Genomic DNA, 23,764 nt, shown 5'->3' on the forward strand with positions numbered 1-23,764 from the left:
TGGTTCGCTAGTTGTCGGTCAGAGTGCCGCGCACTGGGTGGTGCGGGGGCCGTGGACGGTGTTGGCGATGCCGAGGTTGGTCGGTGCGGGGTTGTTGCCGGTGCAGCTGAGTGGGCCGCGGATGGTGGTGCCGGCCAGCACTGGCGCGTCGGTGCCGGTGGTGTTGCCGGACAGGTCGACGGGGCCGGCGATGGTGGCGTCGATGATGGAGATCGTGTCGGTGGTGGCGATGCGGACCGGGCCGTTGATGGTGCTGTCGGCGAGGAGGATGCCGGCGGCGCGGGTGGCGGTGAGTGGGCCGCTGATGGTCGTTGCTGTCGTGACGAGCGCCGCGCCGGCCCGGACGGTGACCGGGCCGTTGATGGTGGCGTCGTCGGCGCAGGTGAAGCCGGTGACGGTCAGGGGTCCGTTGCGGCGGCCGGTGAGGGTGGGATAGACGCGTTCGCCGTCGGTCAGCTTCTCCACGCCTTTGCCGTCGAGGAGCAGGGGGATGAGGCCGCGTTCGGGTTGGTTGAGGGGGACGTAGTGGTCGTCGCCGATGGTGATGACCTTCCAGCCGTGGGCGGCGATGCGCTGGGCGACGGTGGTGCCGACGCCGCCGGGTCCGTCGGTGCGGGGGCCGTTGTACTGCGCGTCGGTGAGTTTGTAGGCGCAGGGTGGGTTGTCGAGGATCAGGTCGGCGGGGGGCGCGTCGAGTGGTGGTGGGCTGTCGCCGGGGTGCGGTGCGGGGTGGGCGGGGATGGGGCGGGAGCCGCGGAAGACCAGCCGGCCGGTGTTGGCGGCCTGGGTTTGGATGGCTTCGCTGCGGGCTTTCAGGATGTCGGCGCGGTCGGCGCGGTGGTAGTCGAGGAACTGGTGGAACGTCCACAGGGCGGAGTAGGTCTTGCGGCGTCGGTTGTTTGTGGTGTTGCCCTCGTCGGGGCGGGTCTGGCCGCCGGAGCTGCGCAGTTCCAGCAGGGAGTTGGTGACGTTCTTGAGTCCGAGGGTGTTGCGCAGGATGGTTTCTTCGCTGAGGCCGACGTTGCCGCCGCCTTCGCAGCCGTAGGGGCAGGCCCACCAGCCGGCTTCGGCGCCCTTGGCGTACATGTGGCCTTCGATCATGTCCTGGGACTGGTCGAAGATGGGTTGGGCGACGTTCTGGTGCCGTGGGGGCAGCATCGGCAGGTCACCGGCGCGGGAGTTGCCGAACTCGTGGCCGTCGTAGCCGGCGACGGGTCGGTAGTCGCGGACCATTGTGATGTACGCGGTGGTCTCGGGTTGGCGGATCAGGGAGTAGTCGCGGTTGAGGTCCTGGCCGGTGGAGTTGCCGCGGGTGTTGTTGGCGCGGCCGTCTCCGTTGATGGTGGGGACGATCAGGACGGTGGTGTGGCTGAGCAGGTCGGTGATGCGGGGGTCGGTGCTGAAGGCGAGTTGGCGGGCCATGATGAGGCAGGCTTCGCGGTCGCCGGGTTCGTTGCCGTGCACGTTGCAGTTGATGGCCACGGGTGCGGTGGCGGCGACGGCTTCCGGGGTGGCCGCCGGGGTGGGGTAACCGATGACGAGCATGTTGATGGGTCGGTTCTGTACGGTGCGGCCGAGTTCGACGACGCGTACGCGGTCGCTGAGGGCGTCGATGGCGGCGGTGTAGGCGTACTCGTCGGTGTCGCTGGTGTACTGGGCGGCGTGGGTGGTCTCCCAGCCGGTGCGCAGTTGTTCGCCGGGGGTGGTGGGGTTGCCCCAGGGTGCGGTGGTGGTGGCGGTGACCGGGTCGGAGTAGGGCTGTTCGGTGGTGCCGGTGCGGGCGCGTACCCGCCATTGGAAGGTGTCGCCGGGGTTGTAGCCGGCGTCGGCGAAGGTGGGTGCCTGTTGGTTGATCTGGCGGTTGGGTCGCCAGATGCCGACGATGGTGGGTGTGCCGGTGGGGGTGTTGTCGGTGTCGACGGGGGTGCGTTCGATCTGGTAGTCGGTGGCGCCGTTGACGGGTTGCCAGGCGAGTGTGGTGTATCCGTCGGCCTGGTGGGCGGTGAGGGCGGTGACCTGGTCCGGTGGTGCGGCGCGTTGGGCGTTGGCGGGGGTGGGTGCTGCGGTGGTGAGGGTGACGGTGATGAGGGTGGACACGGCGATGAGGGTGGGTCGCTGGCGTCTCATGTGGCCTCCGACGAGGTGATCGTGGCACGTGTCGACCAGCATGATCGTCGAAGTCCGTCGATGCAATGATCTTGAGGGAATCTTGCGGCTCGGTGGTCCGCTCCCCCGCCGACCCTTGTTCGTTCCGGTCTTCCGCAAGGCGCGGTGTCCGGGGCACGTTGTTGCCCCGGATTTCAGTAAGGCGAGGGCCGAACGGTCGGCGCGGTGGGCCCGCGGTCAGCGGGCGTGGCGCAGGGCCCAGTCGAGGGCGACGTCGGCGATGCGCTGCCAGCCCTGCTGTGCGGGCAGCAGGTGGGCGTACCCCTCGAAGAGCTCGACCTCGGTGAGGGTGTCGCTCTTGTAGTGGGCGGCGTTGGCGCGTTGCACGCTGGGCGGCATGATGTGGTCTTCCGAGCCGGAGATGAACAGCAGCGGCGCGCGCTGGTCGTTGTGGTAGTTCACGGCGATGTCCTGGGGGCCGGGCAGCAGGTTGGCCAGGACGCTGTCCCAGAGGATGCCGCCGGCGGCGGGGATGGCATAGCGCTCGTACAGGGCGCGGGCGGTCTGCTCGTCGAAGGTGTTGGTGAACGCGTAGTTCCACTGCTCGAAGGTGAACCCGACGGCGCGGTGGCGGTTGGCGGGGTTGCGCAGCACCGGGAAGGTGGAGCGCAGCTGCGAGAAGGGGGTCACCTTGACGCCTTCGGTGGGTGCCGAGTTGAGCACGACAGCCGAGGCGCCGTAGCCGCGGTCGAGCAGCACCTGGGTGAACGCCCCACCGGCGGAGTGGCCCATGAGGATGGGTGGCGTGGGTAGCGCGTCGACCACCGCGGACAGGTGCGCGATGATCTGTGGCGCGGTCAGCGTCTCCAGTGGGCTGGGGTCGGCGTTGATTGCCTCGACCTCGCCTTCCAGCCCGGGGTACGTGGGGGTGAGCACCCGGAAGCCCTTGTCCTGGTAGTGGGTGACCCAGTGTTCCCAGCTGCGGGGGGTGACCCAGAACCCGTGGATGAGGACGATCGTGTCCGGCGTGTCGCTCACTGTCAGCTCCCTGTGGTGTCGGCTGTGGCGATGGCGCGACACGTGGTGCCGGCGAGCCCAACCCTAGACATTCGTGAGCCGCGATGTCCGGGTTTCGATCGTGGATCTTCAGCCGAGGTCGACCAGCAGGGGGCGGTGGTCGGAGATGGTGGACGAGGGTGCGGTGACAGCGCGCACGGGTGGGAGCTGGTCGAGGGCGTGCCGGTCGGCGAGGATGTGGTCGAGTTGGACGCGGGGCTGCCCGGACGGGTAGGTGGGGCGTCGGCCCAGGGGGTGCCAGCCGGAGATGAGCCGGGCCGCGCCGGCGGGCAGGTTGAGGTCGCCGAGCAGGACGCGGGGCCCCGGTAGCGCGCGCAGGGCGCGGACGGTCTGCCGTAGTTGGCGGGCGTTCCAGCCGGGCACGAAGGACAGGTGGGTGGCGGCGACGGTGAGGGGGCCGTGCGGGGTGTCCAGGACGGCGGCGAGGACCACGCGGGGTTCGTCGTGCAGCAGGATGAGGCCGCCGCGGGGGCCGGGAACGTAGACCGGTGAGCGCACCGGCGCCGGCTTGAGTCGGGTGACCTGCCAGCTGCGGACGGGGTGTCGGCTGATCAGTCCGATGCCGTAGCAGGGTTCCCCGTGGCCGTCGTCGTCGTGGCGCAGAGGGCGGAACTGTTCGCCGGGGGTGCCGACGACGGCGGCGGCGAAGCGGTGGTGGGGTGCGTCGAGGGCGCGGGCGGCGATGGCGGTGAGGTCGAGGTTGCCGCTGCGGCGTTGGTCGCGGTCGACCTCCTGGAGGGCGAGGACGTCGGCGTCGAGGGCGCCGATGGCGGCGGTGAGTCGGTCGGAGTCGACGAGCCCGTCGGTGAGGGACCGTCCGTGCAGCAGGTTGAAGGTGGCCAGGCGCACTCCTGCACCTTACGTGCCCGTGGCATGGTTGCCGGGTGGTGAAGGTCTTGCTGTGTTCGGTGCTGGTGTTCGTGGCGGTTGGAGCGTTGGGGGTGTGGTTGCGGCGTACGCGGGGTCGGTGAGCGGGTGAGGCTGGCCACTCGGGTGCCCGTTGCGGCGTGTCGGGTGGGAAGAATTGCCGCCCGTGGACGCCGTGACGCTGAGTACTCTGCTGGCTGCCGCCGCGATGGCCGGGTGGGTTGATGCAGTGGTCGGTGGTGGCGGGTTGTTGCTGCTGCCGGCGCTGTTGGTGGCTGCCCCGGGGTTGCCGGTGGCCACCGCGTTGGGCACCAACAAGTTGGCTGCGATCTTCGGGACGGCCACGGCGGCGGCGACGTACGCCCGCAGGACCAAGGTCGACTGGCGGGTGGCGGCTCCGGCGGCGGGGGTCGCGGTGCTCAGCGCGGGGGTGGGTGCGGCGTTGGCCGGGGCGGTGCCGGCGTCGGCGTACCGGCCGGTCGTGCTGGTGGTGCTGGTGTCGGTGGCGGTGTTCGTGCTGCTGCGTCCCCGGATGGGGGTGGTGGCGGTGCCGGCGAGGCGGACCCCGGTGCGGGTGGGCGTGGTGATCGCGGTGGCCGGTGTGGGGATCGCCCTGTACGACGGGTTGATCGGTCCCGGGACCGGCACGTTCCTGGTGTTGGCGTTCACCGCTGTGGTGGGCGCGGACTTCGTGCACGGTTCGGCGATGGCGAAGGTCGTCAACGCGGGGACGAACCTGGGCGCGCTGGTGGTGTTCGGGGTGACCGGGCACGTGTGGTGGCTGTTGGGCGCGGGCATGGCGGTGTGCAACATCGCCGGCGCGGTGCTGGGGGCGCGGATGGCGTTGCGCCGCGGCTCCGGGTTCGTGCGGGTGGTGTTGCTGGTGGTGGTGGTGGCGTTGGTCGCGAAGCTGGGCCACGACCAGTGGGTGAGTTAGCCGCGGCGGCTGGGTGAGTCGAAGCGCCCGGCGCGGATCTCGCGCAGGGCCCGGCGGCGGGTGTCGCCGCGCAGGGTGTCGACGTAGAGCTTCCCGCCCAGGTGGTCGGTCTCGTGTTGCAGGGCGCGGGCCAGGAACCCGCTGCCGGCGATGGTCAGCGGCTCGCCGTGCTGGTCGACGCCGTGGGCGGTGGCGTGCAGGGCCCGCACGGTCGGGAAGTACAGCCCGGGGATGGACAGGCAGCCCTCCTCGTCGTCCTGGAGTTCGTCGGACAGCTCCAGGGTGGGGTTGATGAGGTGGCCGCGGTGCCCGTCGGCGTCGTAGACGAACACCTGGGCGCTGACGCCGATCTGCGGTGCGGCGACGCCGGCGCGGCCGGGGGCGCCGAGCAGGGTGTCCATCAGGTCGGTGACGAGGGCGCGTAGCTCCGCGTCGAAGGTGGTGACCGGTTCGCATCCGGTGCGCAGGACAGGGTCGCCGATGATCCGGATGGGCCGCATGGTCATGAGGTTCAGCGTATCGCTGTGCGGTGCCGCGGTCAGTGCCCGGCCAGTGTGGCGCGGATCGGGCTGGTTTTCGCGGCGGCCTCGGCGACCTCGGCGTGTGCGTCGCTGTCCCAGGTGATGCCGCCGCCGGCCCAGGTGTGCAGCCGCTGACCGTCGGCGGCGGCGGTGCGGATGGTCAGGCCGAGGTCGACGTGGCCCGGGGCGACCCAGCCCAGCGCGCCCATGCTGGCGCCCCGGCCGACGGGTTCGAGGGCGCTGATCTGGGCGAGGGCGGCGAGTTTCGGCGCGCCGGTGACGGAGCCGCCGGGGCAGGTGGCGCGCAGCAGGTCGGCGAGGCCGAGGCCGTCGTCGGCGGTGGCGCGGACTGTCGACTCGGCCTGCCACAGGTCGCACCAGCGGCGGACGGCGAACAGTTCGTCGACGGTGACCGTGCCGGTGCGGGCGATGCGGGCGAGGTCGTTGCGTTCCAGGTCGACGATCATGATGTGTTCGGCGCGTTCCTTGGCGCTGGCGAGCAGTTCGGCGCGGCCGGTGGCGGTGGCCGGGCGGGTGCCCTTGATCGGTCGGGTGATCACCTGCCCGTCGGTGACCTCGACGAGGGTTTCCGGGGAGGCGCAGCCGATGGCCCAGCCGTCGCCGGTGAGGATGCCGCCGTAGCGGGCGCCGGGGAGCGCGCCGAGGCGGCTCAGGGCGGGCAGCGGGTCGCCGGTGTAGGGGGCTGCGGCGTGGCCGACGAGGTTGCTCTGGTAGACGTCGCCGCGGCCGATGGCGGCGCGGACCGCGTCGACGGCGCCGGCGTGCTGGGCGGGGGTCCAGCTCTCGACCCAGTCGCCGAGGCGCCACTGCGGCGGTGGGCCGGGTCGGGTGACCCGGGGGGTGCCGTGCTGGTAGACGACGACGGCGAGGTCGGGCAGGGCCGGTGCGGGTTCGGGTGCCCCGCTGGGTGCGCCGGCCAGCAGCGCCCCGGCGGCGGCGGACAGGTACAGCGCCGCGCCGCAGACCCCGGTGCCGTGCTGGGTGGTGGCGGGTCGGGTCAGGTCGTGCAGGGGCAGGCCGTGCGCGGCGAGGAACTCCTCGGCGAGGGTCGCGGGGTCGCCGCCGTCGCCGCGGGACCAGTGCAGGCGGGCGCGTTCGGTCAGCGCACCTCGGCAGGCGGCCGGCGCGGCGGGTACATCGATCGACGCAGCGGGCCCGCTGTCCGCGGCCCACACGTGTGGGAGCGTTTCCACGCCGTACGGTCCAACCTTCCTCATCCGTTCAGTGGATTTCCCGTGCACCAGGCGGGCACCTGCTCGATGCTGGACACTTTCGCTTGGTACTGTGCGTCACTGGTCATGTGAACCATGACACAGTGCCCCCACAGTCCGGAGAACCCGATGTGCCAGCACCAACCGACCTGCCCCTCCGCTGAAGCCACCGACCGGGAAGCCGCGCGGGTCCTCGCCTGCTTCCGTGAGCAGGGCTGGAGCCTGCTCTGCAACGGTGTCATCGTCTTCGAGGACACCGGCGAGCTGCTTCCCGACGGCAGCAGCATCGCACCGCACCGCGGCCCCGCCCGCCACGCTCTCGTGGCCTAATCGACCACTCAGCGTCACCGTTTAGCCGCCGTCGACTCAGGCTAGTCCCCCGGTAAGGGACGTCCCCGCCCAGGTCGCAGCGGCTGCCGGGGCAGGCCGTACCGCCCGCCCCGGCGCGCCGTCGTCAGTCTCGACCGGCTGCGGCGCCGTCAGTCCTCGAACGCCTCCGGCGACGGGCACGAGCAGACCAGGTTCCGGTCGCCGTACGCGCCGTCGATGCGCCGCACCGGCGGCCAGTACTTCCCGGCCCGGTCCACCCCGGCCGGGTACGCGCCCACCGACCGCGGGTACGCGTGCGACCACTCGTCACCGCTGACCATCGCCGCGGTGTGCGGCGCGTTCGCCAGGGGGTTGTCCCCCGCCGGCCACGCCCCGGAACCCACCTGCTCGATCTCCGCGCGGATCGCGATCATCGCGTCGCAGAACCGGTCCAGCTCAGCCAGGTCCTCGCTCTCGGTCGGCTCCACCATCAGCGTCCCCGCCACCGGGAACGACATCGTGGGCGCGTGGAAGCCGTAGTCGATCAGCCGCTTCGCCACGTCGTCGACGCTCACCCCGGTCGCCTTCGTCAACGGCCGCAGGTCGAGGATGCACTCGTGGGCCACCAGGCCCTTGTTGCCGGCGTACAGCACCGGGAAGTGCCCCCGCAGCCGCGCCGCCACGTAGTTCGCCGCGAGGACCGCCACGCCGGTGGCCCGGGTCAGCCCCTCGGCGCCCATCATCCGCAGGTACGCCCACGGGATCGGCAGGATCCCCGCCGACCCGTACTTCGCCGCCGAGATCGCCGGCGTGGCGTCCACGTGCGCGCCCAGCGGGTCACCGGGCAGGAACGGCGCCAGGTGCGCGCGCACCGCCACCGGGCCCACCCCGGGGCCACCGCCGCCGTGCGGGATGCAGAACGTCTTGTGCAGGTTCAGGTGCGACACGTCGGCGCCGAACTTGCCGGGCTTGGCGAACCCGACCAGGGCGTTGAGGTTCGCCCCGTCGACGTACACCTGCCCACCGGCGTCGTGGACCTTCGCGCACAGCGACGCGATGCCCGTCTCGTACACACCGTGCGTGGACGGGTACGTCACCATGATCGCGGCGAGCGCGTCACGGTGCTTGTCGATCTTCGCGTCCAGGTCCACGAGGTCGACGTTGCCGTTGTCGTCGCAGGCCACCACGACGACCCGCATGCCGGCCATCACCGCCGACGCCGCGTTCGTGCCGTGCGCCGACGACGGGATCAGGCACACGTCGCGGTGCGTCTCACCCCGCGACGCGTGGTACGAGCGGATGGCGAGCAACCCGGCCAGCTCGCCCTGCGAACCGGCGTTGGGTTGCACGCTCACCGCGTCGTAGCCGGTCACCTCGGCCAGCCACGACTCCAACTGACCGATCATCTCCCGGTACCCGACGGTCTGCGCGTCCGGCGCGAACGGGTGGATGTTCGCGAACTCCGCCCAGCTGACCGGCTCCATCTCGGTGGTCGCGTTCAGCTTCATCGTGCACGACCCGAGCGGGATCATGCCCCGGTCCAGGGCGTAGTCGAAGTCCGACAGCCGCCGCAGGTAGCGCAGCATCGCCGTCTCCGAGTGGTGACTGCGGAACACCGGGTGGGTCAGGAAGTCCGAGGTCCGGGTCAGGTCGACCGGCAGAGCCGCCTCCACGTCGCCGTCGAACGCGGGCACCCCGAACGCCGCCCACACCTGCGTCAGGTGCGCGTCGGTGGTGGTCTCGTCGCAGGACACCCCCACCCGGTCGGCGTCGACCAGCCGCAGGTTGACACCGCGGTCCGCGGCGGCGGCCACCACCTCGGCGGCAGCGCCCGGCACCGTCGCGGTGACGGTGTCGAAGAACGCGACGTCCGCGACGTCCACCCCACCGGCGCGCAGACCGGCCGCGAGCCGCGCCGCCATCGCATGGGTACGCGTAGCGATGTCGCGTAGCCCGTCCGGGCCGTGGTAGACGGCGTACATGCCGGCCATCACCGCGAGGAGCACCTGCGCGGTGCAGATGTTGCTGGTCGCCTTCTCCCGCCGGATGTGCTGCTCACGGGTCTGCAACGCCAACCGGTAGGCCGGGTTGCCGTCCGCGTCGCGCGACACCCCGACCAGGCGCCCGGGCAGCATCCGCTCCAGGCCCGAGCGCACCGCCAGGTAACCGGCGTGCGGCCCACCGAAGCCCATCGGTACGCCGAAACGCTGGGTGGTGCCGGCGGCGATGTCCGCGCCGATCTCCCCCGGTGCGCGCAACAGCGTCAACGCCAGCAGGTCCGCCGCGACGGTGACGAGGGCGCCGACGGCGTGTGCGGCCTGCACGAGGCCGGCGTGGTCGCGTACCGCCCCGGACGCCCCCGGGTACTGCAGGTGCAGGCCGAAGAACTCCGCCGGCAACTCGTCGCGTTGCACGTCGAGGACCCGCACGTCGATGCCGAGCGGCACCGCCCGGCTGGTGATCACCGCGATGGTCTGCGGCAGGGCGTCGGCGTCGACGACGTACACGCCGCTCTTGCTCTTGGAGGCCCGCCGCGCCAGGGTCATCGCCTCCGCCGCTGCGGTGCCCTCGTCGAGCATGGAGGCGTTCGCGGTGGCCAACCCGGTCAGGTCGGTGACCATGGTCTGGAAGTTGAGCAGCGCCTCGAGGCGGCCCTGGCTGATCTCCGGCTGGTACGGCGTGTACGCCGTGTACCAGGCCGGGTCTTCGAGGACGTTGCGGCGGATCACCGCCGGGGTGTGCGTGCCGTGGTACCCCAACCCGATCATGGAGACGGCGACGGTGTTACGCGCCGCGAGGGCCCGCAGCTCGGCGATCGTCTCGGCCTCGGTGGCCGGGTCGGGCAGGTCGAGGGTGCCGTGCCAGCGGATCACCTCGGGGATCGCGGCGTCCATCAGCTCGTCGATGGAGCCGTGCCCGACGACCTCCAGCATCCGACGCTCATCGTCGGGACCGGGACCGATGTGACGGGTGGCGAACTGCTCTACGGTCATAGGGGCACTCCCGGGGCGAGGTCGACGTGTCGGCCTCCCCCTCTGTCGCACCCACGCAGGGCACTCCACAGTGCCTGCCCACGAGGTCCTTTTGCCTGAGAGGTTCCGGGGAGGATTTGCCCCTTCGGCGCCGCCCTGCGTGCTGTCGGGCGGTCTCTCCCACGTGGGTGTTACCGGCGTGGTCAACGCTACCAGCGTTGGTGTTTCCGGCGGATGTCCTACCCCCGGGCCGGGTGCCCACCCGGGCTGCGACCCGTCACACCCCCAGCGGCGCCCCGGCGCCGACCCGCCCGGCCAACTGCGGCAGCACCGCGCCCAGCGGCGCGTCGACGCACACTGTGGCGTACCCGTCACCACGTGTCGGCCCCTGGTTGACGATCGCGACCGGGATGCCCCGTTTCGCGGCCCGAATCACGAACCGGCGCCCCGACATCACCGTCAACGACGACCCGAGCACCAGCAACGACCGGGCCTGCTCCACGGCCGCGAAGCACCGCGTCACCCGCTGCGGCGGCACCGTCTCACCGAAGAACACCACGTCCGGTTTCAGCATCCCGGTGCCGCAGATCCCGCAGTCCACCGGCCGAAACGCTGCCACCTGCTCATCAGGGAGATCAACATCACCGTCCGGGTTGACCGCGGCGACGCGGGCCACGAACTCCGGGTTGGCCTCGCGTAACCGCCGGTGAAGCTCCTCCCGGGAGGTCAGGTTGCCGCAGTCCAGGCAGGTCACCTCGTCGAGGCGGCCGTGCAACTCGATCACCGACGGGCTGCCGGCCGCACCGTGCAGACCGTCGACGTTCTGGGTGATCACGGTCTCGACCAGCCCGGCAAGTTGCAGCCCGGCCACCGCCCGGTGCCCGGCGTTGGGCGCCGCGCCCGCGATCAACCGCCAACCCAGGTGGCTCCGCGCCCAGTAACGCCGCCGGGCCAGGGGATCGCCGGTGAACGCCTGGAAGGTCATCGGCGTGTGCCGCCGCGCCACCCCGCTGGGCCCCCGGTAGTCCGGAATTCCCGACTCGGTGGACAGGCCGGCGCCGCTGAGCACCACCACCCCGCCACCGGCCACCAGCGAGGTCAACGCGTCGAAACTCTCCATCACCTCTCCATGCTGCCTCAACCCGTTCACCAACGCCGAGCCCCGCCCCGGGCGGGTGGGCGGCCCCACCCGGCGCAGGGCTCGGCGGCGCAGGCGACGGCTACACCGCGACGACGTCGGCGACGACGCAGGCGATGTTGTCCGGCGCCCCCTCGGCCCGCGCCAACTCGATCAGGCCCCGCACCGTGTCCTCGGGATCGTCAGTCGCGGCCAACGCCGACCCCAGATCGGCCCGGTCGACGACGGCGGACAGCCCGTCGGAGCACAACAGATACCGGTCACCCGGCAACGCGGTACGCAGCGCCAGATCCGCCTCGACCTGCCGGCCGCCACCGAGGGCGCGCACCAGCACCGCGCGCTGCGGATGCGCCGCGGCCTGGTCCCGGTCGAGTCGGCCCTGATCAACCTGGGCCTGCACCCAGGTGTGATCCTGCGTGAGCAGCGACAGCTCACCGCCGCGCAGCAGGTAGGCCCGGGTGTCACCGACGTGCGCCAGCGCCAGCCGGGAACCGCTGAGCAGCAACGCGGTCAGTGTGGTGACCGGCTGGTCGGTGTCGGTGGCCAACGCGTGCACGGCGCTGTCGGCGTCGCTCACCGCACCGGCCAGCAACGTCAGCAGGTCGGCGGCCGGCACGTCGGCGGACGCCAACGGCTTCAGGGCGTCGACGGCGGCGGCGCTGGCGGCCGCCCCGCCGGGCCCCCGCATACCGTCGGCCACGGCGAGCAACCGCCCGCTGGCGTACGCGGTGTCCTCGTTGCTGTCGCGCACCAGCCCGCTGTCACAACCGGCGGCGCAGCGGACGGCAACTGTGGGACTCGGGTCAGACATGGTGGTGCCCCCTTCAGACAGGTGGTCCACGAGGAGGGTCGCCAGCCGGGCGCGCGCCGCGGTGTCGGCGCTGACCTGCCGCCAGTACGCGGTGACCGCCTCAGCCGCCGCCGCGGGCTCCAGGCCGCACACCACCCGGATCGTCGCCAACGGCATACCGAGCCGACGCAACTGGGCGACCAGCCGAGCCACCGGCAGCTGACCCGGGTCGTAGAGCCGGTAACCGGACTCCGGATCGACAGCGGCCGGCACCAGCAGCCCCACCTGGTCGTACAGGCGCAACGCCTTCGGTGTCAGCATCGCCGCCCGGGCGAACGCCCCGATGGTCATCAGCCCCACGTCGGCATCCTCCTCGCACCGGTCACGGCGACCGGCACCCACCAGGCTCAGGGTTACCCGAAGGTCAAGGTCAAGCCGGTGACGCCGGTAGGTTGGGCGCATGCGCGTCGTCATCGCCGGAGGCCACGGCAAGATCGCCCTACTGTTGCAACGCCACCTCGTCGGGCGCGGCGACACCGCCGTCGGCCTCATCCGCAACCCCGAGCAGACCGCGACGCTACGCGCCGCCGGCGCCACCCCCGTCGTCTGCGACCTGGAACACACAGCACTCGAACAGGTTGCCGAGCACCTGCACGGCGCCGACGCGGTCGTCTTCGCCGCTGGTGCGGGCCCCGGCAGCGGCGCCGCCCGCAAGGACACCGTCGACCGGGCCGCCGCCGCGCTGCTCGCCGACGCCGCCACCCGCGCCGGTGTCCACCGCTACCTGCTCGTCTCCTCCATGGGGGTGGACACACCACCCGCTCCCGGCACCGACGACGTGTGGGCGGCGTACCTGCGCGCCAAACGCGCCGCCGAGGACGACCTGCGCCGCCGCGACCTGGCCTGGACGGTGCTGCGACCCGGCCAGCTCACCGACGACCCACCCACCGGGCGGGTCACCCTCACCCCCCACGCCGGCCGTGGCGCGATCAGCCGCACCGACGTCGCGCACGTCCTCGCCGCGCTGCTCGACGAACCGCGCACCACCGGCGCGACACTGGAACTCGTCGACGGGCCCACCCCGATCGCCGAGGCCGTCCGCGCCGCCGCCAGCTGACCACCCGCCGGGGGTCGCCCTCAGCCGCCCGGGCGGTGCGCGGCGACCAACACCGGCCCGCCGGGGACCGTCGGAAAACGCCGAACGTCACCCAACCCGGCCCCCGCCAGCACCTCCGCCATCCGGTCGGCGTCGAACGCGTTGCCGCCGTTGCGCACGGCGTTCCACCGGTTGACGGCCGCCCGCAACGGGTCCCCGGCCGGCGGATTGGTGCCGGCCACCAGCCAGCCACCGGGCCGCAGCGCCTGCACCAGCCGCGGCAACGCGACCGTCAACGTCTGCTGGGGAAGAAACGGCGCCGGCACCCACACCAGGTCGTACCCGCCCGGCTCGGCCACCTCCGCGACGTCCTGACGGCGCAGACTGATCCGGTCCGCGACATCGCCCGCCTCGGCCAGCTCCCCGCCGGCCAGGTCCAACGCCCGTTGCAGCACGTCGATGCCCACCACCGACACCCGGGGCAACGCGCGCGCCAGGGCAACAGCCAACGCCGCCACACCGGTGCCCACGTCCAGCACCCGGGCGTCCGCCGAGTCCAGACGCTCCGCCAGCCCCGCCAGCTCGGGCACCACCCGGTTCGCCAACGCCCGGCCGGTCGCCGCCGACGCCCGACCCTGATGCAGCAACACCTCGTCGTCCACCTGCGCCCAGCCGGCCCCACCACCGCGGGAAGGCTCCTGCGCCGCCGCGGCGACCGCCTGCCGCAGCGAACTCAACCGCGCCTGCACCGCGCTGCGCCCGGTCTGCCCGTCGGCGGGCACCAGCGACGGGTGCGCGACCGGCGCCCCGCCGTCCCAGGACAGCAGACCGGCGGCCTCCAGCACCGCGCTGCGGTGCGGCGACGCCGCGAGGACCTCGGCGAGCGGAGCCGACAGGGCGTCACTCATGGTGCCGACCGCAGCCGCCAACGCCCACGCCGACGCCTCCAACGTGGCCAGCGGGTCCGCTGACCCGCCGGATGGGGACGGTGATACTGACACGACGGCGCCTCTCCCAAGGGGCGGGCCACGGGTCAGCCCCGACTGACCCCTCCGACTATGCCACCGCCGCCAGCGCGTCGGGTGGGGTCCCCGTCAGCGCACCCCACCCGGCCACTCAGCGCTGCTGGTGCCGCGGCAACGCCGACTGACCCACCACGCCACCCGTGAACGGCGCACCCGGGGTCTCCGCCGCGATCCGATCCATCGTGCGCGCCAACTGCTCACTGCCGTCGTCGAGATGCCGCGCCGCCGCCTGCATGTGCGACACCATCATCTCGCCGAAGATCCGCAACGCCTCCCGGGTCGCCACCGTGTCGTCGAAGCTCGGCCCCGCCGCGCTGCGGTACTCCGCCACCGCCCGCTCCGCCTCCTGCTTCGCCTCCGCCTCCGCCGCGTGCAGGTAACTCTCGTACTGCACCCGGGCGTACTCGGCGACCCGACGCGCGTAGTCATGCGCCTGCGCGATGATCTGCTCGGCCTCCCGCTGCGCCGCCGACAGCAGATTCACCTCCCGCGCCGCCGGGACCTTCGCCGCCGCCCCCGTACTCGGAATCACCCCGTGCCGGTGCAACTCCACCCGGTCGTTCAGCCGCTCGTTCTCCGCCCGCAACGTCGCGATCTGCGTCGCCAACAGGTCCAGCTCGTCAGCGACCTGCACCCGGAACCGGTCCACGTCAGCGTTGTCGTAACCACGCCGAGCGAACGACGCCGCGCCGAACTCCCACCGCCGAACCCGATCGGCGGTCATCCGCACCTGCACACCACCGGAAACCTGCACCCCGTCATACCGACTGATCGGCGTCGCACTCACCTGTGCAGACCTCCGTTCGCGACCGCCGGGCTCGCAAGCTCACTCGTCGCGCTCACCTGTGCCCACCTCCCGAAGTGTCACCCGCAGCCGACTGCTGCACCGCCGTCCGCCACGCCGGCCCGTACCACTGCGCGCCCAGGCCCTCGTGGTGCACCTGACCCGCGTGGTAACCCGCCTGCACCAACGTCCGCACCGCGTACGACACCATCTCGTCCGACCCACACACGAACACATGCCGGGACCGCCAGTCACCGTCGGCCAACGCCCGGTCCACCGCCTGCACGAACTCCCCCGGCCGGTGCACGTCGGCACCGACCACGTACGTCACCGTCAACCACGAATACGACGACGCCAACTTGTCGATCGCGTCGCTGTCGTAGAACTCGCTGCGGGACCGGGCCCCCACGTACAGGTCCACCCGCCGACGGGAACCCTCCGCGGCCACCTGCTCCACCAACGCCTTCACCGGCGCCCAGCCGGTACCCGACACCAACAGCAACAGGTCACTGGAGCCCGCCGACCACAACCCCAGCCGATCCCCCACCGGCGCCGCCAGATGGATCCGATCCCCCACCGCCGACCCGTACACCAGCCGCGACGACACCGCGCCACCCGGCGCGGCCCGCACATGCAACTCCAACGTGCCGTCCGCCCGCGGCGCGTTCGCCGGCGAGTAGTACCGCCACGACCGCACCGACGGGTGCGACACACCAATCGACTGACCCGGCGTGAACGGCAACAGGTACTGCGGACGCACCGTCAACACCGCCACGTCGAACGCCCGCCGCTCATGCGCCACGATCTCCGCCACCCACCACGGCGGATTGACCGCCTCAGCGGCCTGCGCGGCCTCCATCATCACCTGGGCGACCAACCCGTACGCGGCAGTCCAGTCCGCAGCCAACTCGTCGGTCCACTGCTCGGCGAGGAAATGCTGCAACGTCGCGACGAGGGCCTCACCGACCGCCGGATAGTGCTCCGCGCGGACCGCGAACTTGCGGTGATCCGCGCCGAGATCCTGCAGGAAACCCACCAGCCGGTCCACCTGGTCCACGTTGGACACGATGTGACCCAACGCGGTCACGAGACGGTCCCGCTGACCGGCCATGTTCGTGGGGAACATCTGCCGCGTCTCGGGATGAGCGAGGAACAACGTCGAGTAGAAGTAGAGCGGCACCTGGTCGCCGTGACCGGCGACCACCGACCAGCTCTGCTTGAGGCGAGCCGCGTCCACGCTCAGGCGCCCGACCTGTTCCCGGCAGCCACCACCTGGCCCTGCACCTGCCCCAGCACTGTCTGCACATCGGCGAGGATGTCCGCCGGCACCCCCAGCTCGGTCAGCGTCACCGTCAGGTGCTCGCCCACCTTCGCGTAGTGCCCCACCGTGATGTTCAACGGCTGGTGCGCCTCGGCCAACCCGCGACCCGTGTACTCGTTCGGGCCACCCAGCACCACAGTCAACATCAACGCCAGATGCCGCCGCTGACCCGCCATGTCCACGTCAGCGAAATAGCCCGCCAACTCCGGGTCCGCGAGCACCTTGTCGTAGAACAGCTCAACCGCTGCCTTGACCGAACTGGCACCGCCAATACGGTCGTAGTGCGAGGCGGGAGCAGTCTCTTCCGTAACCGTCACGGTCGTTCCTTCCGGGGATGAAGGGTCCAGAACCGTGAGGGACCATAGCGTGTCGACCGCCTCCGGTCAGCGCCCCCATATCGGATACCCGACAACACGCCGACACGTTGCGTCACCACTACCGTTGGGTATCTCCACAATGGGCCACCAACACGACACCCACGGTATCCACAGTGGACCGACAAGCCCGACAGAACCCCGCCACCGTCACCGACGGTCGCGAGAAAACAACCGGAAAAAAACCGAAAGACCGAACGGTCAGCCGGCGCGCCGCCGCGCCCGCCGCGCCGCCAACTCGTCACCCACCGGATCCGAGCCCGACGCCACCGCCGGCTCCACGGGACCACTCGTCGCCGGCTCCGCCGGCAGATGCGACAACGACCCCTGGATCTCCTTGAAAGCCCCACCGATCGCGATGCCGAAGACCCCCTGGCCACCCTGCAACAGGTCCACCACCTCCTCCGGAGACCGGCACTCGTACACCGTCGTCCCATCAGAGATGAGCGTGATCCCCGCCAGATCCTCCACACCACGCGACCGCAACGCCTCGATCGCCTTACGGATGTTCTGCAGGGACACCCCCGCATCCAACAACCGCTTCACGACCTTCAACACCACCAGGTCCCGGAACGAATACAACCGCTGCGTCCCCGAACCCGAGGCGTCACGAACGCTCGGCACCACCAGCGTCGTCCGCGCCCAGTAATCCAACTGCCGGTAACTGATGCCCACCGCGTGGCAGGCCGTCACACCCCGGTAGCCAACCGAACCGTCACCCTCAGCCGCCACACCTGGCGACGAGGCACCCGACTCGTCGAACTCTGCACCCGGATCGGAATCCCGCGGCTCGTGCATCCGGACAACCTCCCCGTCAGTGTGGCGACGCATCGTTTCCTCCGACGCGCACCCCTCGACATGGAAACCCTATCGCCACCGTCAGGGGTTACCACGGAGGAGCCGACGCGACACGCCGCGCAGCCACCGAGAAAGATCACCAACCGAGCCCAGGCACACCTCAGCCCGCGAAATCCTCCGGACGCACCTGCTCCAGGAACTCGCGGAACTTCTCCACCTCGTCCTCCTGCTCATCAGGGATAACGATCCCCGCCTCGCTGAGGACCTGCTCCGCACAACGAATCGGCGCACCAACCCGCAACGCCAACGCGATCGAATCGCTCGGCCGCGCCGACACCCGCACCCCATCGCCGATCAACAGATCCGCGTAGAAGACGTTCTCCTTCAGCTCGGTGATCTCCACCGCCTGCAAGGGCGCCTTCAACGCCGCCAACACATCCCGCAGAAGATCATGCGTCAACGGCCGGGCCGGCTTGACCCCCTGCTGCTCATAAGCGATAGCCGTGGCCTCGACCGCGCCGATCCAGATCGGCAAATAGCGGTCCCCCTCGACCTCCCTGAGCAGGACGATCGGCTGGTTGCTGGGCAGCTCCACCCGAACTCCGACCACGCTCAGCTCGCGCACCGCCGCCTCCGTGTCGTTGTCACCTACGCCGCACCGCGCCCTTCCCTGCACCGTACACGGACCGCAACACGGCCGTCCCACGCGCTACAGCACCACGCCCGCGCCGAAAAGGGGTTACCCCGGCAAGCCTACGGCACGCTTCCCGGAAGAGATCTTTCCGCTCAGCCGCCACCCACCGGGCACCCTCACCGACCCAACGTCGACCGCAGCCCCACCCGCACCAACGCGGCGTGCAACTGCTCCGACAACGCCACCAACTCCCGCGCCGTCTCCGCCGCCCGCGCCCGCGCCGCCGGATCACTCTGCCGTGCCAACGGCGCCACCAACTGCTCGAACAAACCGACCTCCCGGTCCGCCGCCGTCCGATAACCCCGCAGGTGCCGCGGCTCCAACCCGTACGCCGCCAACCCCGCCACCGCCGACGCGATGATCAGCGCATCCGCGTCATACCAACCCGGCGGATCCGACACCAGCACACCGAGCCGCTCCAACTCCACCAACGTCGACTCGTCGATTCCACTGCGCGCCACCAGATCCGACCGGCCGAGCCGCACCTGCGACGACTCGGCCGGCTCCGCCAACTCACGACCCGGCACCGCACCATCAGGACCAACCGCCACCAACGCCGGCCGCGAACGCCCCGGCTGCTCACCGGACGAATCCCACTGGGCCAACTGCTCCCGGATCACCCGCAACGGCAGGTACTTGTCCCGCTGCGCGGTCAACACGAACCGCAACCGCGCCACATCGTCCCAGCTGTACTTCCGGTAACCCGCCGCCGTCCGCTGCGGCTCGACCAAACCCTCGGCCTCAAGAAACCGCAGCTTCGAAATCGTGGTATCCGGAAAATCCACCCGCAACTGCCCAAGCACCTCACCGATGCTCATCAGCGGCTCAGACCGAGCCGCCCCGGGTGACATGGAGGCCGCAGGCTCGTTCACCCCCGGCCGGCCTCCTCCTCCGGGCGCGGACCGGCGATGAACACCACCCGGAACTTACCGATCTGGACCTCGTCACCATTACTCAACGTGGCCGCCTCAACCCGCTCACGATTGACGTACGTGCCATTCAGGCTGCCCACGTCCCGCACCGTGAACGTCCCACCATCACGGTGGAACTCCGCGTGCCGACGCGACACCGTCACGTCATCCAGGAAGATGTCACTGTCCGGGTGCCGGCCACTGGTCGTCACATCGTGGTCCAACAAGAACCGGGCACCCGCATTCGGACCTCGACGAACCACCAGCAGCGCCATACCCGGCGGCAACGAACCGGACATCCGGCTCGGCACCACATCGGTATCCGGCCCCTCCAGCACTTCGTCGAGCGAACCGAGATTGAGCGTCGAAGTGACGTCGAGTGGGGGGAACTCGTCGTCTGGCCGCGTCATGGGACCACCTCACGGATCTGTTCGGTCGGCGTCGGGTAATGGCGGGTCTGGCCGCCGGGCACTTGAACACCCGGCGGCTGGCTCCCCGTGCCCGGGAAGGCAATTCCGCAACGCTCAACTATTGGGTTCTCGGTCGACTGGGCGAGCCTAGCCAGCGCCGAAATGCAGGGCAACCGGACGCGCGCAGACATCCCACGCACCGGATCAAGCACACTCAGCCTTCGGTGATCTTCTGATACGCGGCCGCCGTCAGCAACCCATCCGTCGCAGTCGGATCATTCGGCGTGATCTCCACCAACCAACCCTCACCGTACGGATCAGTGTTGATCAGCTCAGGCGTGTCAGCCAACGCGTCGTTGCGCGCCGCCACCGTACCGGCCACCGGCGCGTAGATCTCCGACACACTCTTGGTCGACTCGATCTCACCCAAAGAGTCACCGGCCGCGACCACCGCACCCGCCTCGGGCAACTGCACGTACACGATGTCACCGAGCGCGTCCTGCGCGAAGTGGGTGATGCCGACCCGGACCGAAGCCGTGCCGTCACCCGCCACCCACTCATGTTCGGCGGTGTATCGCAGATCCTCGGGAATCACCAGTCGCGTCCTTCATCCATCGGTGCCCCGGACCACCCGGGTCCGGCGCGGCCGCGCCGGTCAGGAGACCGGACGGGCGTGTTCCAACTTGATCGGCACGTGCAGCGCCGAAACCTCGGCAACCTCACGCTCCCCAAACGTCACGTTACCGCCGTCACCCCGGACCGACGCCACCACCCCACCAGGAATGTTCAACGCCGTACGCATCGTCGCCGGATCACCGATCACCGTGATCGTGTACGGACCCGACAACCGGCGCCCCTCCACCATCAACGACCCGTTGTCATCGAGGAAGTACGTCGACGCGATGATCCGCACCGTCGCCCGATCCCCACCGGAGATCTGCAGCGCCTCAGCGCCCGCACCACGCAACTCCTGCACCGCGTCCAACACCCGGTTCGCCGAGATCGGCTTCAGCCCCGAGTCGAACTGCACAGTCAACCCCGGACCCACCGCCGGCAACGTCCCCGCCAGGATGCCCAACTCGTCCGCCCGCCGCGTCGCCTCATCCAACGCCGCCTGACGACCCTGCTCACCCGACTGCAACTGCCGCTGACTGTCCTCCAGAGCCCTGATGTCCTGCTGCAGGCGGTTCTCCCGCGCATCCAGATCCGACAGGATCCGAACCAGGTCCTCCTGCCGGGTGGCACCCAGCGTCGGGTCCGTCGACGTCGTCTTCAACTGCACGACCAACGTGAACCCCAGCAGCGCCAACAACGCGGCGATCATCACCCCGGCCGCACTCCACCGGGACCGACCAGCCACCACCGGCTCCGCCGACTCGCCCACCGGCTCCGCCGACCCGTCGGAACCCGCGGCCGGCTGCTCACCATCCGCGACCGGCCGCTCCCCCGACCGCGACATCGCGCTCAGATCCACCGTCGCACCATCGTCGACCGGCTCCACACGCGGCTCGGCCGCGGGCTCGCCATCGGCCGGCTCCGCCGGCCCCTGCGGCGCCAACGGGCTCAACTCATCCGGATCCGGCGCATCAGGCCGCGGATCCGGCTCACCCGCCGGCCCACCCGGCCGCACCGGACCCGCCGGCTGCGGCCACCCGGTCCCCGTGTCGGTCTGCTCGTCACTCATCGCAACCCAACCTACGCCCGGAACAGGTGCCGACGGATCGCCGCCACGTTGCCGAAGATACGCACACCCAACACAACGACCACACCGGTGGACAACTGCCCACCCACCCCCAACTGGTCACCCAGATACACGATCAGGCCAGCCACCAGCACGTTCGAAATGAACGACACCACGAACTGCTTGTCGTCGAAGATGCGGTCCAACCGGGCCCGCACCCCACCGAACACCGCGTCCAACGCGGCCACCACCGCGATCGGCAGATACGGCTGCAACGCCGCCGGCACCGTGGGATCAAGCCACACGCCCAGCACCACACCGGCGAGCAACGCCAGCACCGCGATCATCGGCCACCTCCGGAGGGGCTAACAGTCGTCGCCGGACCAGACGACCCGGGACTGCCGGACCGGACACCCGATGCGGAAGGGCTCGGACTGACCGACGGCTTGGCGTAGCGTAGCTGCGGCTCCGGCGCCGCCGGCAGGGTGAGGTCATCCGCCTCCCGCACACCGAACGACAACCCCGTCCCCTGCGCGACCTTCCGCATCAGCGCCGCGTTCCGGCTCTCCTCGAACTCGCGCCGCATCGAACCCGGCCCGATCGCCGACACCTCGTACGGTCCGGTCACCGGCCGGAAATCCACCAGCATCGCCTCACCCGCCGACCGGATCGTCGACGTCGCCGTCAACCGCTGCCCGTTGATGGCGATCGCCTCCGCCCCAGCACTCCACAGCGCGTTCGCCACACCCTGCAGGTCGCTGTAGAGCACCCGCGGCGGCCCAGCGCCGGCACCGGTGACCGCGTCCGCCTTGTCCGGCGCATCCGCCAACCGCACCACGACACCATCACCGCGCACCCGACCCAGCCCGGTGCTCGCCTCCAGGTTGCGCAACCGGGCGGCGGCCGACCCGCTCAACGCCGCGTCCCGCTGCCGACTGACCTCCTCGCGCAGCTGGTCCGCCTGCGTGGACAACCGGTCGGTCTGGCTCTCCCGCTCCTTGATCTGCGCCACCAGACCCGAACGGGCCTGGCTCCGCCCCGGCTCGTCCGCCATCGTCTGTCGGTACGCGACAGCGAACAGGAAACCGAGCATCACCACCACGACCAGGCTCACCGACCGCGCCGGCAAGGCCCGCCAACCGCGCGCCGGAGCGGTCTCCGCCGAGCGCCGACGCGCGGCAGCGGCGTCCGCATACCCCGGATCCAGCGGGTTGCGGAACAACTCGGTGAGGAAATCCGGCGCGTACACCCGGTCCTGGCCGGGTTTTCCCAGCCGCGGCGCGCTCACGCCGCCGCTCCCGGACCGCGCGCCGCGCGCACCAACCGGGCCGCCTGCACGACGTACATCCCGCCGGCCACCCAGTAGAGCACCAGCCCCCACCAGGCCAACGCCCAACCGATGGCGCTCGCCGCCGTCGCCACGTCGGTCGCCGCGCTGGCCAACAGCAGCACCGGGAACGCCGCGAGCAGCAGGAACGTGGCGGTCTTGCCCACGTAGTGCACCGGCGGCGGCCCGTACCCGTAGCGGCGCAGCACGGCCAGCGAGGCCAGCAGGAGCACCTCACGGGCCAGCAGCGCGGCGGTGAACTGCCACGGCACCACCTCCCGCGCGGTGAAGGCGACCAGGGTGGCGAGGATGTAGAGCCGGTCGGCGAGCGGGTCGAGCAGCTCGCCCAGGCGGCTGACCTGGTGCAGGCGGCGGGCGATCCAGCCGTCGACCCAGTCGGTGGTGCCGCCGATGGCCAGCACCACCACCGCAGCAACGTCGGCCCGCGCCACCAGGAACAGGTAGAGGAAGAGTGGCACGCCCAGCAGCCGCCCGAAGCTGATCAGGTTGGGCACTGTGAGGACCTGGTTGCCGGGAGTCTCGGCACCGGTGTCCCGCGGTTGCTCTGCCCGAGCCGGCCGACGCGACACCGATCCTCCTCCACGGCACGCGGGCCCCCCGCCGACGCCGGGCGCGGCTGAGGGTCGTACGCGCTGTCGGGCCGACCAGCGCCGGCTCTCCCCTGCGGCCCCGGTCGGGGCCCCTTCCCCTGATGCGGCCCGCGATCTCGATGATCGCGGGCCGGGTAGGTGCGCTGCCACTATATCGGGCTCCCTCTCCCTGGCCGGGCGCCGCCGCGTGCTGTCGGCGCGGCTGTGCCGCACTGTGGCGTGGATCACCACGCCTAAAGCGTCCTAGGATACTAGTGAAAGGGGGGCGGCGTTCAGGCCGTCTGCACGCGTTCAGGCCGTCTGCACGGCGGGATCGGTCTGCTGCTCGGGCGTCGACGTCGCCGCCCGAGCGAACCCGACCAGCGCCAGCAACAGCTCGTGCTGCATCCGCGCCGGCATCCGGTCCAACACCGCCTGCACCGCGCGCTGCCGCCGCTCGGCCAACTCCCCCAACAGGGTCAGCGCCGCAGCGGTCGGCACCAACCGCACCTCACGCCGGTCACGCGGGTCGGCCACCCGACGCAACAGCCCGGTCGCCTCCAGCCGGTCGCACAGGCGGCTCGCCGACGAGGGCACCACGTCCAGCAACTCCGCCAACCCGTTGACGTTGGTCTCCGGACGACCACTGATCAGCGTGAGCACTCTCAGCTGGGTGGGCGGCACCTGATGCCGGGCCGCGGCCGACTCCAGCACGGCGATCAGCGTCCCGGCGGCCGCGTCGATCGCCGCGGCGAGATCCGCAGGTCGCTCCACCTGATGTCCCCTGCCGTCGTCGCGCTGGTG

25 protein-coding genes and 1 riboswitch are annotated in these 23,764 nt (G+C 71.0%); of the genes, 3 read left to right on the forward strand and 22 right to left on the reverse strand.

Annotated features, from left to right (window positions below; translation table 11 throughout):
* Nucleotides 1-18: 18 nt before the first annotated feature.
* The 3 genes from AB0K35_RS25825 to AB0K35_RS25835 all read right to left on the reverse strand — a co-directional run bounded on the left by AB0K35_RS25825 (nucleotide 19) and on the right by AB0K35_RS25835 (nucleotide 4,032).
* Nucleotides 19-2,127 (reverse strand): M14 family zinc carboxypeptidase, encoded by a 2,109-nt coding sequence (locus AB0K35_RS25825; RefSeq protein WP_363888270.1) that lies wholly within the window; start codon nucleotides 2,125-2,127, stop codon nucleotides 19-21.
* A 216-nt stretch (nucleotides 2,128-2,343) separates the two neighbouring features.
* Complete coding sequence (locus AB0K35_RS25830; RefSeq protein WP_238669792.1) at nucleotides 2,344-3,144, reverse strand: alpha/beta fold hydrolase; 801 nt, start codon at nucleotides 3,142-3,144, stop codon at nucleotides 2,344-2,346.
* A 108-nt stretch (nucleotides 3,145-3,252) separates the two neighbouring features.
* On the reverse strand, nucleotides 3,253-4,032 hold the full coding sequence (locus tag AB0K35_RS25835) for an endonuclease/exonuclease/phosphatase family protein (protein WP_238669791.1): 780 nt from the start codon (nucleotides 4,030-4,032) through the stop codon (nucleotides 3,253-3,255).
* A gap of 184 nt (nucleotides 4,033-4,216) precedes the next feature.
* Between AB0K35_RS25835 and AB0K35_RS25840 the strand changes: the two genes are divergently transcribed.
* On the forward strand, nucleotides 4,217-4,987 hold the full coding sequence (locus tag AB0K35_RS25840) for a TSUP family transporter (protein WP_308193508.1): 771 nt from the start codon (nucleotides 4,217-4,219) through the stop codon (nucleotides 4,985-4,987).
* Here the strand turns inward: AB0K35_RS25840 and AB0K35_RS25845 are convergent.
* Nucleotides 4,984-5,493, reverse strand: a complete 510-nt coding sequence (locus AB0K35_RS25845) for a peptide deformylase (protein ID WP_091398002.1) — start codon at nucleotides 5,491-5,493, stop codon at nucleotides 4,984-4,986. The genes AB0K35_RS25840 and AB0K35_RS25845 overlap by 4 nt on opposite strands.
* A gap of 32 nt (nucleotides 5,494-5,525) precedes the next feature.
* Entirely contained in the window at nucleotides 5,526-6,773 is a 1,248-nt protein-coding gene (locus tag AB0K35_RS25850) for a chorismate-binding protein (protein ID WP_363888318.1), read from the reverse strand.
* Nucleotides 6,774-6,869: 96 nt separating this feature from the next.
* Here AB0K35_RS25850 and AB0K35_RS25855 point away from each other — a divergent pair, with 96 nt between their 5' ends.
* A complete protein-coding gene (locus AB0K35_RS25855; protein WP_007460326.1) occupies nucleotides 6,870-7,070 on the forward strand; it encodes a DUF5999 family protein in 201 nt (66 codons plus the stop codon).
* Between the two features lie 149 nt (nucleotides 7,071-7,219).
* Here the strand turns inward: AB0K35_RS25855 and gcvP are convergent, their stop codons facing one another.
* The 3 genes from gcvP to AB0K35_RS25870 all read right to left on the reverse strand — a co-directional run bounded on the left by gcvP (nucleotide 7,220) and on the right by AB0K35_RS25870 (nucleotide 12,309).
* The gene (gene gcvP / locus AB0K35_RS25860; RefSeq protein ID WP_363888274.1) at nucleotides 7,220-10,042 is read right to left on the reverse strand and encodes an aminomethyl-transferring glycine dehydrogenase; all 2,823 of its coding nucleotides are present in this window, start codon (nucleotides 10,040-10,042) and stop codon (nucleotides 7,220-7,222) included.
* A gap of 73 nt (nucleotides 10,043-10,115) precedes the next feature.
* A riboswitch (glycine riboswitch) is annotated at nucleotides 10,116-10,214 on the reverse strand.
* Between the two features lie 84 nt (nucleotides 10,215-10,298).
* A complete protein-coding gene (locus AB0K35_RS25865) occupies nucleotides 10,299-11,141 on the reverse strand; it encodes an NAD-dependent protein deacetylase (protein ID WP_363888276.1) in 843 nt (280 codons plus the stop codon).
* Nucleotides 11,142-11,241: 100 nt separating this feature from the next.
* Nucleotides 11,242-12,309, reverse strand: a complete 1,068-nt coding sequence (locus AB0K35_RS25870; protein WP_238669788.1) for a MerR family transcriptional regulator — start codon at nucleotides 12,307-12,309, stop codon at nucleotides 11,242-11,244.
* Nucleotides 12,310-12,409: 100 nt separating this feature from the next.
* Between AB0K35_RS25870 and AB0K35_RS25875 the strand changes: the two genes are divergently transcribed.
* Nucleotides 12,410-13,066, forward strand: coding sequence for an NAD(P)-binding oxidoreductase (locus tag AB0K35_RS25875; RefSeq protein ID WP_238669787.1), 657 nt, complete (start codon nucleotides 12,410-12,412; stop codon nucleotides 13,064-13,066).
* A 20-nt stretch (nucleotides 13,067-13,086) separates the two neighbouring features.
* Here the strand turns inward: AB0K35_RS25875 and AB0K35_RS25880 are convergent, their stop codons facing one another.
* The 14 genes from AB0K35_RS25880 to AB0K35_RS25945 all read right to left on the reverse strand — a co-directional run bounded on the left by AB0K35_RS25880 (nucleotide 13,087) and on the right by AB0K35_RS25945 (nucleotide 23,734).
* On the reverse strand, nucleotides 13,087-14,046 hold the full coding sequence (locus AB0K35_RS25880; RefSeq protein WP_363888278.1) for a class I SAM-dependent methyltransferase: 960 nt from the start codon (nucleotides 14,044-14,046) through the stop codon (nucleotides 13,087-13,089).
* 115 nt (nucleotides 14,047-14,161) lie between these two features.
* Entirely contained in the window at nucleotides 14,162-14,857 is a 696-nt protein-coding gene (locus AB0K35_RS25885) for a cell division protein DivIVA (RefSeq protein ID WP_357363349.1), read from the reverse strand.
* Between the two features lie 52 nt (nucleotides 14,858-14,909).
* Nucleotides 14,910-16,091, reverse strand: coding sequence for a globin domain-containing protein (locus AB0K35_RS25890; protein ID WP_238669784.1), 1,182 nt, complete (start codon nucleotides 16,089-16,091; stop codon nucleotides 14,910-14,912).
* Nucleotides 16,092-16,093: 2 nt separating this feature from the next.
* Entirely contained in the window at nucleotides 16,094-16,492 is a 399-nt protein-coding gene (locus AB0K35_RS25895) for a group 1 truncated hemoglobin (RefSeq protein ID WP_091397976.1), read from the reverse strand.
* A 258-nt stretch (nucleotides 16,493-16,750) separates the two neighbouring features.
* The gene (locus tag AB0K35_RS25900; protein ID WP_196923083.1) at nucleotides 16,751-17,347 is read right to left on the reverse strand and encodes a MerR family transcriptional regulator; all 597 of its coding nucleotides are present in this window, start codon (nucleotides 17,345-17,347) and stop codon (nucleotides 16,751-16,753) included.
* A gap of 160 nt (nucleotides 17,348-17,507) precedes the next feature.
* A complete protein-coding gene (locus AB0K35_RS25905) occupies nucleotides 17,508-17,972 on the reverse strand; it encodes a bifunctional nuclease family protein (protein WP_030327706.1) in 465 nt (154 codons plus the stop codon).
* Nucleotides 17,973-18,157: 185 nt separating this feature from the next.
* Entirely contained in the window at nucleotides 18,158-18,859 is a 702-nt protein-coding gene (locus AB0K35_RS25910) for a MerR family transcriptional regulator (protein WP_363888282.1), read from the reverse strand.
* A gap of 50 nt (nucleotides 18,860-18,909) precedes the next feature.
* Nucleotides 18,910-19,362 (reverse strand): FHA domain-containing protein, encoded by a 453-nt coding sequence (locus AB0K35_RS25915; RefSeq protein ID WP_007071101.1) that lies wholly within the window; start codon nucleotides 19,360-19,362, stop codon nucleotides 18,910-18,912.
* A 214-nt stretch (nucleotides 19,363-19,576) separates the two neighbouring features.
* Nucleotides 19,577-19,957, reverse strand: coding sequence for a glycine cleavage system protein GcvH (gene gcvH / locus AB0K35_RS25920; protein WP_091397961.1), 381 nt, complete (start codon nucleotides 19,955-19,957; stop codon nucleotides 19,577-19,579).
* Between the two features lie 60 nt (nucleotides 19,958-20,017).
* Entirely contained in the window at nucleotides 20,018-21,046 is a 1,029-nt protein-coding gene (locus AB0K35_RS25925; RefSeq protein ID WP_238669782.1) for a DUF881 domain-containing protein, read from the reverse strand.
* Nucleotides 21,047-21,057: 11 nt separating this feature from the next.
* Entirely contained in the window at nucleotides 21,058-21,390 is a 333-nt protein-coding gene (locus tag AB0K35_RS25930) for a small basic family protein (protein ID WP_030327710.1), read from the reverse strand.
* A complete protein-coding gene (locus AB0K35_RS25935; RefSeq protein WP_238669781.1) occupies nucleotides 21,387-22,331 on the reverse strand; it encodes a DUF881 domain-containing protein in 945 nt (314 codons plus the stop codon). The genes AB0K35_RS25930 and AB0K35_RS25935 overlap by 4 nt, the downstream gene beginning before the upstream one ends.
* A complete protein-coding gene (locus AB0K35_RS25940; protein WP_238669780.1) occupies nucleotides 22,328-22,960 on the reverse strand; it encodes a CDP-alcohol phosphatidyltransferase family protein in 633 nt (210 codons plus the stop codon). Before AB0K35_RS25940 ends, AB0K35_RS25935 begins: the two co-directional genes overlap by 4 nt.
* Before the next feature lie 312 nt (nucleotides 22,961-23,272).
* On the reverse strand, nucleotides 23,273-23,734 hold the full coding sequence (locus AB0K35_RS25945) for a MarR family transcriptional regulator (protein WP_238669779.1): 462 nt from the start codon (nucleotides 23,732-23,734) through the stop codon (nucleotides 23,273-23,275).
* Nucleotides 23,735-23,764: the final 30 nt, after the last annotated feature.

The organism is Micromonospora sp. NPDC053740 (assembly GCF_040677775.1).
Taxonomy (GTDB): Bacteria; Actinomycetota; Actinomycetes; order Mycobacteriales; family Micromonosporaceae; genus Micromonospora; species Micromonospora alfalfae.